The following is a 17,469-nucleotide window of genomic DNA, read 5'->3' as shown; positions in this document are numbered from 1 at the left end:
AAAATTGAGTGCAAAATCTGATATAGATTTGTTGAGAAGTTCTGTAAGAGAATTTTCTGAAAAGGTTTTGTCTCCAGTTGCTAAAAAGATTGATAGTGAAAACTATATCAGTCAAGATATTTTAGATCAAGTATCAAACATGGGTTACTTTGCATTAAGAGTCCCAGATAAATATGGTGGGCCTAATTTATCAACAATGGAATCAGTTATTGTTGTTGAAGAGCTTGCTAGAGCATCTGGAGCTGTAGCAATAATGGCCACAGTTTCAGGTACAATGGTTGCATATCCATTAGTTCACTATGCTAGTGAAGAAATAAAAGAAGAATATTTAACAAGGTTAGCAAAAGGTAAGATAGGTGCTTTTGCATTAAGTGAACCCTGTTGCGGTTCAGATGCAGCTAATATAATAACTAGAGCAGAAAAAGATGGTAATGATTTCATTATAAACGGTAGGAAGACTTGGATTACTAATTCAACATATGCAGACTTCTTCTTAGTTGCAGCGAGGACTGGTAAACAGGAAGATAGGCATAGAGGTATATCAATTTTTGTTTTAGATAAGAAGGATTGCATTGAGATAAGCAAATTAGATATGATGGGATATAGAGGAAGTGGCACTAGTGAATTGTTGTTTAAGGATTGCAGAGTGCCTAAAGAAAATCTAGTTGGTGAATTAAATAATGGTTTTAAAATAGTAATGGATGGGTTAAATGAAGGAAGAATAATTACTGCATCAACTGGCTTAGGTATTATGCAAGCTGCATTTGACGAGTCATTAAATTATGCAAAGATGAGAGAAACTATGGGAAAGCCAATAATAGAACATGAAATGGTTCAAAGCATGATTGCAGATATGAAGGTTAAACTGGAAGCATCTAGATTATTAATTTATAATGCTGCACAAAAGATTGATAACAATGATATAGATTATCCTATGTGGTCATCAATAGCTAAATACGCAACTGCTAAATGGGGTGTTGATTTGGTTAGACTTGCTATGCAAGTTGAAGGAGGTTTTGGTTATAGCAAGGAAAGCAATATAGAAAGATATTATAGAGACATAAAGATGATTGAAATAGGTGATGGAACAAACGAAATACAAAAACTAGTTATAGCAAAATCTTTAATGGGGAAAATTACGGCTATAAAAAAGTGATAATAAATATGTCAATCATAAAATATAAATGTTTTCGTTTAAACAGTTTTTAAATAAAATATAATACAACTATGTATTAGGTGAGGAATTTGGGTGATATTAAAAAAATTGGTATTATAGGTTCTGGAACAATGGGACACGGTATTGCTGAGGTATCTGCTTTAAATTCATATGATGTGGTTTTGATAGACATTTCTCAAGAGATCTTAGATAACGCTATCAATAAGATAAGCTCAAGCCTATCAAAACTTATTGAAAAGGAAAAAGTTAATGAAGTTTTAAAAAAAATTAAAACCTCAACAGATTATAAAGATTTAAGAGACTGTGATCTTGTAATAGAAGCTGTTCCAGAGAATTATGATATAAAAGTTAAATTATTTAAGGAAATAACTAATTACTTAAAAAATGATACAATTTTAGCTACTAATACTTCTACAATACCAATTAATGACCTTGCAAAAGAAACAGATAGGAAAGACAAATTTATAGGAATTCATTTTATGAACCCCCCTATACTAATGCCTCTAGTTGAATTAATTTTAGGAAAAGACACCTCTAATGAAACCCTTGATAAAGCAATAGAATTTGTAAAGAAAATAAAAAAGGATTATGTAATTGTTAAAAAGGATGTGCCTGGGTTCTTGGTTAATAGGATTAATACTAAAACATTTTTAGAAGCCATGATAATGCTTGAAGAAGGATTTAGTAAGGAAGATATAGATACTATGACAAGGTTTAGACTTGGATTTCCTATGGGATTTATAGAATTATTGGATTACGTAGGAATAGATGTTGTTTACAATGCTTTAAGTGAAATGATAAAAAGAGGAGAGAAGCTTTTTATACCAAAAACTTTAGAAATAATGGTTAAAGAAGGAAAAATAGGTTCAAAAGTAGGAGTAGGATTTTATAACTATCCAAATAAGATCTTCAAAAAGCAATTATTGGTACCAAAGGAATCAATGTATAAGATAAATCCTGCGAGAATAATTTCAGTCGCAGCTAATGAAGCTGCATGGTTAATAAGCAATGAGGTAGCAACAAAAGAAGACATAGAGAAATCTATGACATTAGGAATGAATTGGCCTTATGGACCTTTGCATTTTGCTGATTATTATGGATTAAATAATATAATAAATTTATTAGAAAAAAGATACAAAGAGACTAATTATGATTTATACAAAACTGAGCCTTATTTAGTTACAATTTCAAAAAATGGTTTAGGTATTAGATCAGGTAAGGGATTCTTTGAATATTTTTATTCAATCGAAAATATGGGTCCTGTATCATATGAATTAGTAGAAAATTATGCTATAATAACTATAAGAAGACCTAATAAATTAAATGCTCTAAACGAAGAAGTATGGAGAAATATTAGAATATTCCTAGAAAAGGCTGAAAATGATAAAAGGATAAGTTCTGTAGTATTAACTGGCGAAGGAAGTTCTTTCTGTTCTGGAGATGATATAGAAATGATGAAAAATTGGACTAATTCTGCTATAGCGAAGAAGTGGCTAGATGATTTAGCCTGGCCTTTAGTAAACACAATGCTAAATTATACAAAACCTATTATAGCAGCTGTAAAAGGTTATGCGTTTGGAGGCGGTATGGAATTAACAATGCTTGCAGATATAGTTATTTCTACAGAAAATGCAATATTTTCCATACCAGAAGCTGTTATAGGAGCATTTCCACCAATAGCATCTCCTTTGGGTACATACTTTACAAACAAAAAAATTGCTAGATATGCCTTAACAGGGGACTGGCTTGATGCAAAAGAGGCAGAAAATCTTGGATTAGTTGATATAATAGTTCCAGAAGATCAGCTAGATATAGCTATATTTGAAATCACGAATAAATTAGCGAAAATGCCTCCTCTATCGCTAAAATCAGTTAAAAATGCTATTAATAACTCTAAATCAATTTTTGTAAGTTCTCTTAAGAACTCTTTGAATGAATTAGTAATATTAGCTGATTCAAAAGATTTTGCTGAAGGAATGAGAGCTTTTCTAGAAAAAAGAAAGCCAGTTTACAAAGGTGAATAAATTTTATTGCATATATGTTTCTATTTTTATATTATTATCTTGTTTTTCTTCATTAAGTATTAGAAATGAACCTTTATATACTTAATTGGATACATTAAATTAATGATAAATCTGTGGTGATAGCTATGATTGAAGGTTTTCCATCTACTATAAATGATTCATATCAATTAAATCTCTGGAGGGTAATAGATTATGCAGCAAAAATACATTACGATACTGAGGTTATCTCATATAGAAACTTGCAAGGCGGAAAAATTCACAGAATGACTTATAAAGAAGTTTATGAAAGAGTTAGGAGAATTTCAAGTGGATTAGAAAGCTTAGGGATAAAACCAGGAGACAGAGTTGCTGTTTTAGGGTGGAACGATCATAGATATTATGAATCTTATTTCTCAATAACTGGTTTAGGCGCTGTCATGCTACAGCTTAACCAAAGGCTTGCTATAAATGACTTGGACTATATAATAAAGCATTCTAAAGCAAAAGGAATTTTTGTTGATGAAAGTCTTATTGAAATTGGAAATGCACTAATTAAGAACAATAATCTGGACTTTGCTGTAATAATGACTGATGACCCATCAAAATTAAACCTTAATTTTAAAAACAACATATATAATTACGAGGACTTAGTTAAAAATAATCCTCCGAAGAATTATGAGGAAATAAACGAAAAGTCAGCTGCGACAGCATGTTATACTTCAGGAACAACAGGTAAGCCAAAAGGAGTTTATTATTCACATAGAAGTTTAATATTGCATGCCTGGGCAATAAATGGTGTGTTAAACTTTAAGCCAGAAGATACTTTCGCAGCAATAGTTCCATTATTCCATGCAAACGGTTGGGGAGCTCATATTGCTGCAACCATGATGGGATCAAAAATTGTTTTGCCAGGAAGATATACGCCTGAAAGTTTAGCAAATATCTTAATAAATGAAGGAGTCACTGCTTCAGCAGGAGCGCCTGCGATATTAATTCCTTTATTAGAAGTTTTCAGAAAGATGGAACCCAAGCCAAAGCTAAATAATTTAAGGTTCATTTCAGGAGCAACAGAACCACCTTTAGCCTTAATGATGCAGTTAAAAGAATTTGGGATGAACATAATGCACGCATACGGTGCAACAGAAACAACTCCACTAGTTACAGCTAACTTACCAAAGAAGAAGATAAAACAAATGAGCGAACAGGACCAAATAGAAAATGCCAGAAAGCAAGGGTTACCAGTATTTGGAGTTGAAGTAAAGATTGTAGACCCTGCTGGAAAAGAGCTTCCATGGGATGGAAAAAGCGTTGGAGAACTGTTGATAAAGGGTCTATGGATAGCAAATCAATATTATAATGATGAAAGAAGTAAAGAATCCTTCATTGATAATTGGTGGAAGTCTGGAGACGCTGCAACTATTGATGAGAATGGGTATGTAAAAATTGTAGACAGAATAAAAGATCTAATAAAAAGTGGAGGCGAATGGATTTCAAGTATAGATCTAGAAAATTACCTAATGGCTCATCCTGCAGTTTTAGAAGCATCAGTAGTTGGTGTTCCTCATCCTAAATGGGAAGAAAGACCCATTGCTCTAGTTGTGTTAAGAGAACAGTATAAAAATAAAGATTTTAATGAGCTTGAAAAAGAATTAAAGGAACATTTGTCAAAAAGATTTGCTAAATGGCAGATTCCGGATAAAATATTCTTTGTAAATGAAATACCAAAGTCAAGTACAGGAAAATTTGATAAAAAAACTATTAGAGCTCAGTATAAAAATATATACAATGTTTAAAATAAATTATAATTTTTAACCTCATGTTTCCATCATTTTCTTTAATTCATTAACTGCTCTTTTAACCTCCTCAATAGAATCAGGATTTTCAATTACTGGAGATATATTGGCTTTTCCTTCTTTTGCTACATCTCTTATAATTCTTCTCATAATTTTTCCGCTTCTGGTTCTTGGTAAATCCTTTACTTTCACTATTTTCTCTGGCTCGAAAGGTTTGCCTAGCTTTTCTGAAACTAAACTTTTTATTTCTTTTACCTCTTTATCAGTAATGTCCTTATTTGGTCTAGGTATTGCAAAGCAAACTATAACCTCACCTTTTACTGGATCAGGGTAACCAATGCATGCACTTTCAGCAACACTTTGATGAGAGTTTATTATTGTTTCAACTTCTGCCGGTCCAATTCTTTTGCCTGCTACTTTTATAACATCATCAGCTCTACCCAATATATACCAAAGACCATCTTCATCAATTAATGCATAATCTCCATGGAACCATACTCCTTTAAACGTGCTCCAATAAGTTTCTAGATATCTTTTCGGATCCTTCCAAAGCCCTCTAGTCATGCTTGGTGCTGGCTTTGTAGCAACAAGATATCCAGGCCTATTTCTTACCGAATTACCATAATCATCAAATACATCAACGCTCATTCCTAATCCAGGTCCCCAAAGAGTTGAAGGCTTTAAATTAACTACAGGGCTTGGCAAAAGGAAACATCCTAATATTTCTGTTCCTCCACTCAAATTAATTAAAGGTCTCTTTTCCTTGCCTACATCTTTCATTACCCAAAACCATGTATCCTCATCTATTGGCTCTCCAGTATTTCCAAATGCTCTTAAACTCTTTAGATCGTGATTTTCTAATGCTTCATTACCGAAAGACTTTAAAAGCCTTGCTGCAGTTGCAGCAAATCCGAGATGTGTTATTTTAAATTTCTCAATAAGCGCCCATACCTTATCTTTACTTGGATAATCTAATGCTCCCTCTAATGAAAAGTGAGTTGCTCCTAAAATTTGTGTTCCTATAACTTGCCACGGGCCCATCATCCATCCGATATCAGTAATCCACCATAATATATCATTATAATCTTTTATCGATCCTGGCTTAATATCTAGGTTAAAATAATGCTCTTTCGATGGCTGTAAAATAGATCCTATTTGACTAATTACTGCCCCTTTTGGATTACCTGTTGTACCACTTGTAAACATAAGCAGTGCTGGATCCTCAGATTCTGTATCTACAGCATCAAAATTTGGCCTTTTACCATTTATTGCAGAATCAAACCATATATCTCTTTTATCATCCCATGGCATATCTATTTTGTTGAATCTTTTTGCAACAATTACTTTTAAATCAACACCTGATTTCTTTACAGCCTCATCAGCGCTTTTCTTAAGCTCTATTATTTTTCCTTTTCTATAATATCCATCTGCTGTTACTAATACCTTTGAGTTTGCAGCTTTTATTCTCTCTGCAACTGCGTCTGGAGCAAATCCGCTGAAAATTGGATTAGCTATAGCTCCTATCCTAAAGGATGAGTACATTGCTATTACAGTTTCTGGCATTAAAGGAGCATAAATTGATACAACATCACCTTTTTTTACACCTATTTCGCTTAGATAATTGGATAACCTATTTACTTTATCAAGCATTTCTATATAGCTTAAGTTAACTATTTTACCATCTTCTCCATACCATATCATTGCCGTTTTGCTTCCGAGTCCATTTTTTATTATTCTATCAAGAGCATTATATGATATATTAATTTTTCCTCCTACATACCATTTAGTCCATTCTATTCCTTGAGATGTATCATATACCTCTTTAAATTTGCTAAACCATTCTAGATCTAACCAATCTGGTAAATTTCCCCAGAACCACTTCAAGTCATCTTGACTTTTTTTAACTAAACTGCTATAGTTATCAAAATTAAATTTTTGCATAAATTGAGCTACGTTAGATGTCTCTTTTAATTCCTTTGGAGGGGTCCAGATATATACCATTCTCCCACCACTTAGTCTGTGTACACCGTTATGTATATTAATATACTCAGAGTATTTATACAAGTTTCCTTCAAAATACATATGGGTGTGCTAATGTCCCGTGTGGCTATAGTTGGAGTAGGATGGTATGGTTTTAAGCCAACGACAATTGATGTTTCATTTCAAGATATGATGTTCGAATCATCAGCAAGGGCCTATGCCAATGCAAAAATTGATCCAAGATACGATGTAGATGCATTTGTTGATTGTCAAGAAGATATGTGGGAAGGTATAGCAATTTCTGATGAATTTGCTCCTGAACCGATAGGTGGAGCTTTAAGGCCAACTTTTACAGTTGCTGGAGATGGATTAGAAGGGATTGCTCACGCATACATGCTTATAAAAACAGGTCATTTTAATGTAGTATCTGTAGAATCTCATGGAAAGCCAAGCGAAATTAAAACTCTACAAGATATTTATAGATTTGCATTGGATCCCTTACATGTTAGGCCATTGGATTATGTTAATCCTTTATTTTATGCAGGCTTAGATGCTGTTGCCTATATGAAAAGAACAGGTGCTAAAAGAGAGCATTTAGCTATGGTTGCAGTAAAAAACAAAAACAATGGGTTAAGTAATGAAAGAGCATCTTTTTCAACAAGAATAGATTTAGATTATGTATTATCGTCTAGCTATAGTATATATCCTATGACAAACTATGAGATAGCCCCGTTTAGCGATGCAAGCATAACATTTGTTTTAGCCAATGAAGATTATGCAAAGAAGTTAACAGAAAATCCTGTATGGATAGAAGGAATAGGATATTCTACAGAAACTGGAACTGGAGCAACTGAATGGCATGAATGGGGAAAGATGAAATCATTTAGAAGTGCGGCTCTTATGGCATATAAAATGGCAAATTTGAATGGAAACCCACAAGTAGATTTTGCAGAAATAGAAGATAGGTTTAGTTTTATGGAATTATTGGCATTAGAAGAGACTATGTTAGTAAAAGAAGGGGAAGCTCATAAAATGTTGGAAAAAGGCGATTTGAATCGCGATGGATTTTTACCAGTTAACCCGAGTGGAGGGAGTTTATCCATGGGAGTTCAATTGGAGGCAACAGGACTTTCTAGACTCTTAGAAGCATATCTCCAATTGACTGGTAAAGCAGGAAATCACCAGTTAAAAAATGTTAGAAGGGGCTTGGTTGCATCATGGAGGGGGGTTCCTACATATACAAGTATGGTAGCCCTTCTTTCTGTATGAGGTGAAAAATATGAGATCTAATATATTTATGAAGGATAGGGTAGCTATAGTTGGTGCAGGTATAACAACATTCATGAGAAGAGCATTAGAAACTCCTAGAGAATTAGCATGGGAAGCAGCTAAGATGGCTTTGGACTCTGCTGGGCTAACTCTAAGCGATATAGATTGTGTTGTTATAGGTTCTGCTCCTGATACTTTTGATGGAATGCACCTCAAAGGGGAATATTTGGGAGATGGTTCGGGTGCAATAAATAAACCTATGACAAGAGTATATGTTGGAGGAGGAACAGGAGTTTTCGTTCCTGAATCAGCATATTGGCATGTTGCTAGCGGTGTATGTAAGAAAGTTTTAGTTGTTGCTGAAGAAAAAATGAGTCCTGCTCATCCACATCCGCAATATGTTTTCAAGTATATATGGGATCCAATAATTGAAAGACCATTAGGACCTAATTTGCTATGGATATTTGCAATGGAAATGAGAAGGTACATGGCTAAATGCGGTGCTAAGAAAGAAGATATTGCTCTTGTTAGCGTTAAAAATAAGAGAAATGCTTTAGATCATCCCGCTGCATTGACTGCTGCTAATATAACTGTAGATGATGTTTTAAAGAGTGAAACTCTTGTCTGGCCTGTTAACTTGCTAGATGTTTCTCCTGTAACTGATGGAGCGGCTGCTTTAATAATGACATCTGAAAATGTTGCTAGAGAAATTACTGATAGTCCAGTTTGGGTAGATGGTATAGGATTTACTTTAGAAAATCAACATTGGTATAATAGGGAACTGGCATTTCCAAGGTATTTAAATTATGCAGCAAGAATGGCCTATAAGATGGCAGGAATTGAAAGACCATGGAAAGAAATAGACGTTGCAGAACCTTATGATCCATTCGATTATAAAGAGTTACATCATATAGAAGGTTTAATGCTCGCTAGACCATGTGAAGCGTGGAAATTAGTTAGAGAAGGATACTTTGATAGAAATGGAGAATTACCAACAAGCCCAAGCGGAGGCTTATTAGGCGTAGGAAATCCAATAGCTGCTGCAGGACTAATGAAGGTTGCAGAGCTTTTCTGGCAACTTAGATACGAGGCTGGAAAAAGACAAGTCAAGAAACCTGTTCATAAAGCAGTTGCTAATGCATGGGGAGACCTCATGCAAGCTGGTACAGTTATAGTTTTAAGTAATTAGGGGGGTGTAATGTTATGAGCTCAAAGATAAATAAGTTACCAGGAATAAAACTGAAGGAAAAGGAAATGTATTCCTTAATAGGACTTGTTGAAGATATGCCCCAAGCGAAGTACGACTTTGCAGCTGGAACAACAATATCAAAGTTTTTAGAAGGACTAAAAGAAGGCAAGATATTAGGAAGAAAATGTCCAAAGTGCGGAAGAATATTTGTTCCTCCAAGATCTTATTGTGAATGGTGCCATGTTGCAACAAATGAATGGATAGAGGTTCCCCAAACAGGAGAAATACATACAGCAGTTATTACATATATATCAACAAAAAGAGAGAAAATAGAGAGGCCAGAAGTTGTAGGAACAATAAAACTTGATGTGCCTGGATACAGAGATGGAGAATACGAATTTGCTGGTTTGTTCCACAAGATATGTGTTGATCCCCAAGATGTAATAAGCGGAAAAGCTATAGGAATGAAAGTTAAAGTAAGGTGGAAGCCGAAAGAAGAAAGAAAAGGAAATATATTAGATATAGAATGTTTTGAACCATTATGAGGTGATATGTATGAGTTATGATAAAAGAAATAGAATGGAAGATTTAGTTATATTTCCAGGAGAGCAAGAAGTTGAAAAATACGTGTATACGCCGGGCATTCACGGTTTGGAGTTTGCTAAAGGATTAAAAGAAGGAAAAATACTTGGCATGAAATGCAAAGATAAAATATACGTCCCACCAAAAACATTCTGTCCTGATTTTACTCAAGGTGAATTGATAGAAATTAATGATGAATGGATTTTAGTTTCATATACAATAGTATATCAAGATATGTACAAAAATAACTTACCGAATCCAAAAATTATAGGCGTAATTAAGCCTAAAAATGCTGAAACAGGATTAATACATCTATTAAATGTGCCTTTAGATAAACTGGAAATAGGCATAAAACTTAAGCCCGTATTTAAGCCAGAAAATGAAAGAAATGGTACCATAAACGATATAAAGTATTTTGAATTAAGCTAAATTTATTTTTCTAAATATTTCATAAATAATTTTTTCCTAAATTTATATAAATTTCAAATTATTAGCATATAAACAATTCGTATAGTAGGAACTATGTGGGAAAATTTAAATATTCAAAATTAAATACTATAATGTGTACAGGTGAATAATATGGAGGGTGAGCTATTTTCTTATAAAAAGATAAGGAAGATGAATGAGGAAGGTCTCCAAAACCCCGAAAAGTTTTGGCGTGATAGACTAAATTTAATTACATGGTTTAAGGAGCCAGTAAAAATATTAGAAGGTAATCCACCTTATGAGAAATGGTTTGTTGGAGGAATTTCAAATTTAGCATATAATGCTGTTGATAGGCATTTACCAAATGAAGCGAATAAAGTAATATTTTATTGGATGGATGAAAGAGGAAACAGTAAATCTGTTACATACCAGGATTTATATTATGAAGTAAACAGAGCAGCTTATGTTTTGAAAGAAATGGGAGTAAAACATGGAGATACTGTATCTATGTTAATGGCAAGTTCCCCAGAAGCAGTTGCATTTGGATTAGCTGTTCATAGACTGGGAGCAATTGCTGTGATACATTATGTTGGATTAACAGATGAAATTATTGCAACAAGGTTTATTGATACTGGATCAAAATATGCTGTAGTATTTGCAAACACAATTAATGCTGGAAGTGAAATTAATATAAAGAACTATTTTGATAATGTAGCCAATAAATTTAATTTACCCGTAGAAAAAGTCCTTGTTGTTAGTAGAGGTTTTTCAAATTTCTCTTTAAAACAAAATAGGGATTTGGTTTACGAGGATATTGCTCCTAAAGGAAAGGTCTATGTACCGCCAGAACCAGTAGAAGCGAATGAAGTAGGTACGATTTATTATACAAGTGGAACAACAGGGAAACCTAAAGGAATAACGCAAACCCAAATAGGATATCCTCTCTCTTTAAATTGGACCTTTAGAGGATTATATGATTTAAGACCTAACGATGTATGGTGGACCGTATCTGCTCTAGGATGGCCTGTTTGGCCCATGGCTAATCTCTATACAGCACCAGTTTCTAGTATAACATCTGTTCTTTTTGAAGGTTTCATAGGAGCAAGGCCAGATTTATGGTCAAGAATTATAGAGAGATTTAATGTATCGTTGATATGGTCTTCCACTACTTCGTTATATACACTAAAATCAATAGGAGATGAATCAGTTAAAGCTGGAGATACTTCTTCGCTAAGAATTGTTCTAAACACTGGTGAAACATTAAATGTAGGTTTCTTCAAATGGTTTAGGGAAATGCTGCCAGATGTATATATAGCAGATGCATATTGGTTTACGGAACACCTTTCACCAGCTGCTGCAACTCCATATGGCATAGGAGAAATACCATTCAAGCCAGGTTCAGCAGGCATTGAATTTCCATTAAGCAAGGTTGTTATAGTAGATGATGATGGGAATCCATTGCCACCAGGCAAAAAAGGTTACATAGTGTTAAAACCATATTCTCCAGCTTTAGGAAAGATGTGGAATGATCCAAATCTGGAAAGATATAGCAAAGTATATACATCAAGATTCCCAGGTTATGTATTCTTCGGGGATTATGGATATATGGATTCTGATGGTTATCTATTTGTATTAGGTAGAGCTGATGATGTATTAAGGCCTGGAGGAGAGAGAGTTGGAACTATGGAAGTTGAAAGCCTCATAGGTTCTCATCAAGCAGTTGCAGAAGTTGCTGCAACCAGTATGCCGTCTTTTGAAGGAAAAGGAGAAAAATTGTTGCTATTTGTTGTTCCTAGAAAAGGATATACTCCAGATCAAAACCTAACAAATCAGCTCAAAGAATATGCAAAGAATTCTGGTTTCATAATTGATTACATAATTTATGTTAATAAACTTCCCAAAACCAAGAGCGGTAAAATAATGAGAAGATTGTTAAGAGCAACTGTTAGAAACGAACCCCTTGGCGATTTATCGACTTTAGATGATCCTGTTGCGTTTGAAGACCTAAGGAAGAGATACGAAGAGTTTAAAAAAGCTATGACAGAAAGCTAATAATGGTGATTTTTTATATATGATAAAGGATATCTCATTTATTGATAAACCTATTTTTAAATTCTTTGATGAAATTTCAGAAAAGAATCCTAATCAATGCAGTTTGATTCAATTAGAAAATTACCATTGTATAACATGGCATAAAATGAAAATATTATCTGATAAGATAGCTGATTTCTTATTAGAAAATAAAATTATGGAATCTCAAATCCTATTTTCTGCTCATAATACAATAGATGCCGTTATAGGATTGCTTGGGATAATGAAAAGCAATAATATAGCAGTTTTAGTTGATCCTTTAACAATATCTGAAGACCTAAAAATGGAAGTTGAAGATAAGAATATAAAATTTTCTTTTGTCTCATGGCAATTTTATGAAAGAGAGGCAAAAACTCTTAAGGAATTAGGTATTGAACAATCATTTGTTTTGGATGGCCAAGTTAAGGAAAGCGAAGGAACACCAAAAGTTATTTATTTTAAAGATATATTAAGTAAAAATTTTACTACTCATGAAAAAACAATTGATAATTTAGAAAATACATCTGTAATAATGTATTATGCTGGGATTGCAGGAAGAACGTTGCAAACTTATCACTCCTACAAGGGTTTATCATATGCTGTCCAAGCACTATCCAAGACTGTTTCGTTCGATTTCAAACCAAATTCATTAGTAATAGCTCCTATCACTCATGTATTGGGTCTTCAGGTAAGTCTTTTAGTTCCCTTATTTAATGAAGGAACTGCTATAATGCTTCAGAGATGGGATCCTAAAATTGTAAAGAATTCAATAAAAAATTTGAATATTAATTTTATGTCTGCTGCACCCATGTCGTTCGATTCGCTTATAGATGAGATCACTCAATCAAATGAAAGCTTTAAAAATACAATTAAACTAGGAATTTCTGCAGGGGCTCCATTAAAGCCAGAAACTCAAGAAAAATTTGTTAAAATATTTGATGCACCATTGGTTCAATCATATGGTATGACAGAATCATGGGTAGTTACATATCAACCTAAGGAATTTTCATATGTTAAGAACACGCTCGGCTTGCCAATATATGGAGCTGAAGTAAAAATTGTAGATCCAACAGATCCAGAAAAAGTAGTTAATAAGGGAGAAACTGGAGAACTCTTGGTTAAGGCACCATGGCTAATGAAAGGTTATGAAGATAATGAGGAAACAAAAAAGGCTTTTCATAATGATTATTTAAAGACTGGAGACTTAGTTTCAGAAGATGATAAAGGATTTCTATATTTTAAAGGTGTTAAAAAAAGGATGCTAAAATACAAAGCATATCCTATATTTCCAAAGGATATTGAAAATGTTTTGTTGAGGCATGAAGCAGTTAAATCAGCTTACGTATATGGTGAGAAAGATCCAGATGTTGGCGATTTACCAGTTGCAAAAGTTATCTTAAAAGAAGAATATAAAAACAAAATTAAAGAGGAAGACTTAATAAATTATGTGAACTCTAAAGTTGCGTTTTACAAAAAAATAAGGAAAGTTTATTTTGTAGATTCACTTTGAAAAAGTTAATTTATTTTTATATTTTATTTCTAATGCAGTATAATCTTGGCTTGGATTGACAGGTCTATGAGCTATACCTCTAGGTATAATTAACATTTCTCCTTCATTTAACTCAAAATTACCAGTTTCTGTTTCCCATAAAGCTTTTCCTTTTAAGCAAATTATTAGTTCATCATAATCCATATTTCTGTGATAAAATGGTAAAGAAAATCTTCTCCTAGAAAATTCTATAGATAGGTTATCAGAAAAAACCAGTCTAAGTGGTGGTATTGCTACAGGATCCTTCATGTCAGGAGTATCTATATTAATAAAACTTAACTTTTCAGCTTTTCTTGTTACCTTTTTTAAATTAATATTTCCTTTCTCATATTCTATATCAACTTCATCAGAAGTAATTTTTTCTTTAAAACTCATTTTTGTCACAATTAACTAATAATAACTCAACTTAATATGTTTTTATTGTATAGACTTTTAAATTATTTAATGTTTTAAATTAAGAGGGATAAAAATGGAAAAATCTGTTTTAGAGGAAGTTGAAAAAATAAAAGATGAAGCAATTAGATCTTTTCTTGAGCTTTTAAAAATACCTGCAATTAGCCCTGATTTTGGTGGCGAAGGAGAAATAGATAAGGCTAACAAGCTTATAGAAATTTTAAATAATAGCTTTAATTTCGATAAAATAGAGAAGTTCTATTCTGTTGATGATAGAGCTAAAGATAAGGTTAGGCCAAATATTATTGCAACTTATAAAGGGGAAGATAATAGAGCTTTATGGATTATCACTCATATAGATGTAGTACCGCCTGGAAACATGCTTGATTGGACCATAACAAAACCTTTTGAGCCTAAAATTATAGATAATAAAATATATGCTAGAGGAGCAGAAGATAACGGGCAATCAATAATATCATCTTTATATGCAGCAAAAGCTTTAATGAACAAAAAGATTAATCCAGAATTAACTATAAAGCTTGCCTTTGTAAGTGATGAAGAAGCAGGATCTAAATATGGAATGAAATATCTATTGGAAAATCACAACTACCTTTTCAATAAAAATGATTATTATTTAATACCTGATGCTGGGAATAAAGATGGTACCTTTATTGAAATAGCTGAAAAATCTATATTACAATTTAAGCTTATAGTCAAAGGAAAACAAGTTCATGCTTCTACACCGGATCTAGGCTTAAATGCGCATAGAGTTTCTCTTGAACTGGCCAAAAAAATATATGATAATCTTCATAAAAAATTCAATAGCAAAAACAACTTATTTGATCCTCCAGAATCTACCTTCGAGCCTACAATGGTAAAAGGAAGTTCCTCTTCACCAAATATAATACCTGGACTTCATGAAGTTACTTTTGATTGCAGGGTTATTCCAGACTATAAATTAGATGATGTATTAAAAGAAATAAATAGGGTAATTGTAAAATTAAAAGAAAAGAATAAAAAAATCATTGAAAACAAAGAATTTCCAGAGATAGATCTTGAAATAATTGATAAAAACGATTCTCCTAGACCAACAAATCCTGAGAATAAACTAGTTATGGAAATTAAGAAAACAATAAAAGAGCTAAGAAAAAGAGAAGCGGTTGTAGGAGGTATTGGCGGAATAACTTTCGCAACATTTTTGAGAGCATATAATTATGAAGCGGTTGTTTGGTCAACTAATGATGATGTCGCACATCAACCTAATGAATACGCTATTATAGAAAATTTAATTAACGATTCAAAAGTTTTCGCTACACTAATGCTAAGGCTAAGATGAGATAATGATAAAATTTGAAAATGACAAATTCTTAGAAAATTTAGTTAAATGTATAGCAAATGATTTAAGACTAGATTATATTAGGCTTGAAAACGTTTATGTTATTAGAAGCCATAATGCAAAAACAAAGGCATATGCAAGAATTTATTCTATGCCTTCGGCTATAAGGTTTGCACTAAGATCAGAACCTGTCTATGTAATAGAGGTAATTAGTGAAAAATTTGATTTATTATCGAAAGAAGATAAAATAAAAGTTATAATACACGAATTGTTGCACATTCCTTCGAATTTTACAGGTGGTTTAAGGCCGCATGGAAAAAAAGTAAATGAAAGGATCGTAAATAATCTATACAAAAAAATAGATGTAAGTAAATGCCCAAATTGAAAAATTTTTAATTTTAAAATCAAATTTAATTGTATTTTATTAAAAACAATTGAAAATTTTCTTAACTTTGTTACTTGGTTACGGAATTAATAGAACTTTGTTTTGTTATGTTTATTATACTAATAATAAATATGAGAAATGTTAATATTAAAAGAGCTGAAAATGTAAACGAAATTGAAAAATTGGATAAATTATTTTTACCAAAACCATAAAAATAATTTAAACTAAAGCTACTACCAACATTATTTAGTGATGAAAGAGGCATACCCATAAGTGAATCTATTAGCATACCTATAAAAAATAAGCCAGATATGATGCCCAAAATGGTATAGCTAGTCTTTGATTTTACTACATACATTGTAGGATTTAACACTATTAATAATATAGTGTATAAAATAAGCAAATAATAATGAATACTTGCAAAATTTCTTAATGTCGAATCAGCAACGATCAGATAAAGTGATAATATAACGCTAACTATAGACAACCCTGTTATAGTAAATTTGCTGGCTGAAGATCCTTTAGTGAAATATAATGAACCTCCTATTATTATAGCTAATAGTATCATTACTATTATTACGTATGAGAAATAATTATTTTGTGTTTTAGGCATTGTAGTAACTTCTGGAGATGTTGTAGTAGAAGTATGGTTTGAAGTTGTTTGATAAGGCAGAGAAGTTGTAGTAACTTCTGGAGATGTAACATAGACAATAATCGTTATAGGAGACGTGGTAGGATCATCTCCCGTTGCGCTTACATTAAATTTATATTCTCCTGGTTTAACATCGCTTCCTACTGATATTGTTAAAGTACCGGAAAAAGTGGGATCGCCAGTGCTTGGATTAAAAATTATTGATATACCAGTTACGGATGGCGAAACATCAATGCTTGTACCCCATGTACTTCCACTACTTAAAATTAATTGGAATTTTTCATTTGTTTTTTGACCAGGAGTTAGATTGAATACAGTTTGATTAATAATTAGTTTAGAAGTTCCCGTTGCAGAATAAGCAAAAGGTATGGATAACAATATCAAAACACACAATCCTAATATACAGAATAATTTATAATTTACCAATTTTAGGTTCACCTAAATTTTATTAATTATCTAAAATTATTTTTTAAATGTATGTATTTAACTAATATTTTACTTATGTAGTATATACAAGGTTATTATAAAATTTATGAATATACCTGTATATTTTTGTAATTATGAAAATATCTTTGTAACAAATTGTTAATTTCTCTATCATGGAAAGAAAGCTTTTTTCTTAATCTATGCAAAGTTAAAATTAAAAGATTAATAGTTAAATTTAA

At 32.3% G+C, this 17,469-nt stretch carries 14 protein-coding genes; 11 read left to right on the top strand and 3 right to left on the bottom strand.

Annotation, left to right across the window (positions count from 1 at the left end; genetic code table 11):
• The first annotated feature begins 4 nt into the window (after positions 1–4).
• From Q0C16_RS00515 to Q0C16_RS00505, 3 genes are all read left to right on the top strand, one after another.
• Entirely contained in the window at positions 5–1,156 is a 1,152-nt protein-coding gene (locus tag Q0C16_RS00515; protein WP_292319083.1) for an acyl-CoA dehydrogenase family protein, read from the top strand.
• Between the two features lie 89 nt (positions 1,157–1,245).
• A complete protein-coding gene (locus Q0C16_RS00510; protein ID WP_292319082.1) occupies positions 1,246–3,201 on the top strand; it encodes a 3-hydroxyacyl-CoA dehydrogenase/enoyl-CoA hydratase family protein in 1,956 nt (651 codons plus the stop codon).
• A 125-nt stretch (positions 3,202–3,326) separates the two neighbouring features.
• Positions 3,327–4,973: a long-chain-fatty-acid--CoA ligase gene (locus tag Q0C16_RS00505; RefSeq protein ID WP_292319081.1), complete on the top strand. Its 1,647-nt coding sequence runs from the start codon at positions 3,327–3,329 to the stop codon at positions 4,971–4,973.
• A 21-nt stretch (positions 4,974–4,994) separates the two neighbouring features.
• On the opposite strand, the gene Q0C16_RS00500 is transcribed toward Q0C16_RS00505, so the two are convergent.
• Positions 4,995–6,974, bottom strand: coding sequence for an AMP-binding protein (locus Q0C16_RS00500; protein WP_292319080.1), 1,980 nt, complete (start codon positions 6,972–6,974; stop codon positions 4,995–4,997).
• A gap of 93 nt (positions 6,975–7,067) precedes the next feature.
• Between Q0C16_RS00500 and Q0C16_RS00495 the strand changes: the two genes are divergently transcribed.
• From Q0C16_RS00495 to Q0C16_RS00470, 6 genes are all read left to right on the top strand, one after another.
• Positions 7,068–8,222, top strand: coding sequence for a thiolase domain-containing protein (locus Q0C16_RS00495; RefSeq protein WP_292319079.1), 1,155 nt, complete (start codon positions 7,068–7,070; stop codon positions 8,220–8,222).
• 10 nt (positions 8,223–8,232) lie between these two features.
• Positions 8,233–9,411, top strand: coding sequence for a thiolase domain-containing protein (locus Q0C16_RS00490; protein ID WP_292319078.1), 1,179 nt, complete (start codon positions 8,233–8,235; stop codon positions 9,409–9,411).
• A 14-nt stretch (positions 9,412–9,425) separates the two neighbouring features.
• A complete protein-coding gene (locus tag Q0C16_RS00485) occupies positions 9,426–9,956 on the top strand; it encodes a Zn-ribbon domain-containing OB-fold protein (RefSeq protein WP_292319077.1) in 531 nt (176 codons plus the stop codon).
• Positions 9,957–9,966: 10 nt separating this feature from the next.
• Positions 9,967–10,422, top strand: coding sequence for a Zn-ribbon domain-containing OB-fold protein (locus tag Q0C16_RS00480; RefSeq protein WP_292319076.1), 456 nt, complete (start codon positions 9,967–9,969; stop codon positions 10,420–10,422).
• 150 nt (positions 10,423–10,572) lie between these two features.
• Complete coding sequence (locus Q0C16_RS00475) at positions 10,573–12,471, top strand: AMP-binding protein (RefSeq protein ID WP_292319075.1); 1,899 nt, start codon at positions 10,573–10,575, stop codon at positions 12,469–12,471.
• A gap of 19 nt (positions 12,472–12,490) precedes the next feature.
• Positions 12,491–13,999, top strand: coding sequence for a class I adenylate-forming enzyme family protein (locus Q0C16_RS00470; protein WP_292319074.1), 1,509 nt, complete (start codon positions 12,491–12,493; stop codon positions 13,997–13,999).
• On the opposite strand, the gene Q0C16_RS00465 is transcribed toward Q0C16_RS00470, so the two are convergent.
• Positions 13,991–14,413: a cupin domain-containing protein gene (locus tag Q0C16_RS00465; RefSeq protein WP_292319073.1), complete on the bottom strand. Its 423-nt coding sequence runs from the start codon at positions 14,411–14,413 to the stop codon at positions 13,991–13,993. The two genes, Q0C16_RS00470 and Q0C16_RS00465, sit on opposite strands and share 9 nt — an antisense overlap.
• A 94-nt stretch (positions 14,414–14,507) precedes the next feature.
• Between Q0C16_RS00465 and Q0C16_RS00460 the strand changes: the two genes are divergently transcribed.
• Positions 14,508–15,767 (top strand): M20 family metallo-hydrolase, encoded by a 1,260-nt coding sequence (locus Q0C16_RS00460; RefSeq protein WP_292319072.1) that lies wholly within the window; start codon positions 14,508–14,510, stop codon positions 15,765–15,767.
• A gap of 4 nt (positions 15,768–15,771) precedes the next feature.
• Positions 15,772–16,152 carry a putative metallopeptidase gene (locus Q0C16_RS00455; protein WP_292319071.1) on the top strand — a complete coding sequence of 127 codons (381 nt, stop codon included), beginning with the start codon at positions 15,772–15,774 and terminating at the stop codon, positions 16,150–16,152.
• 70 nt (positions 16,153–16,222) lie between these two features.
• Here Q0C16_RS00455 and Q0C16_RS00450 read toward each other — a convergent pair whose 3' ends face one another.
• Entirely contained in the window at positions 16,223–17,230 is a 1,008-nt protein-coding gene (locus Q0C16_RS00450) for a hypothetical protein (protein WP_292319070.1), read from the bottom strand.
• Between the last annotated feature and the right edge of the window lie 239 nt (positions 17,231–17,469).

The organism is Caldisphaera sp., from assembly GCF_023256325.1.
In the GTDB taxonomy this organism is placed as follows: Archaea; Thermoproteota; Thermoprotei_A; order Sulfolobales; family Acidilobaceae; genus Caldisphaera.
This window is presented reverse-complemented; position numbering and strand designations above follow the sequence as displayed.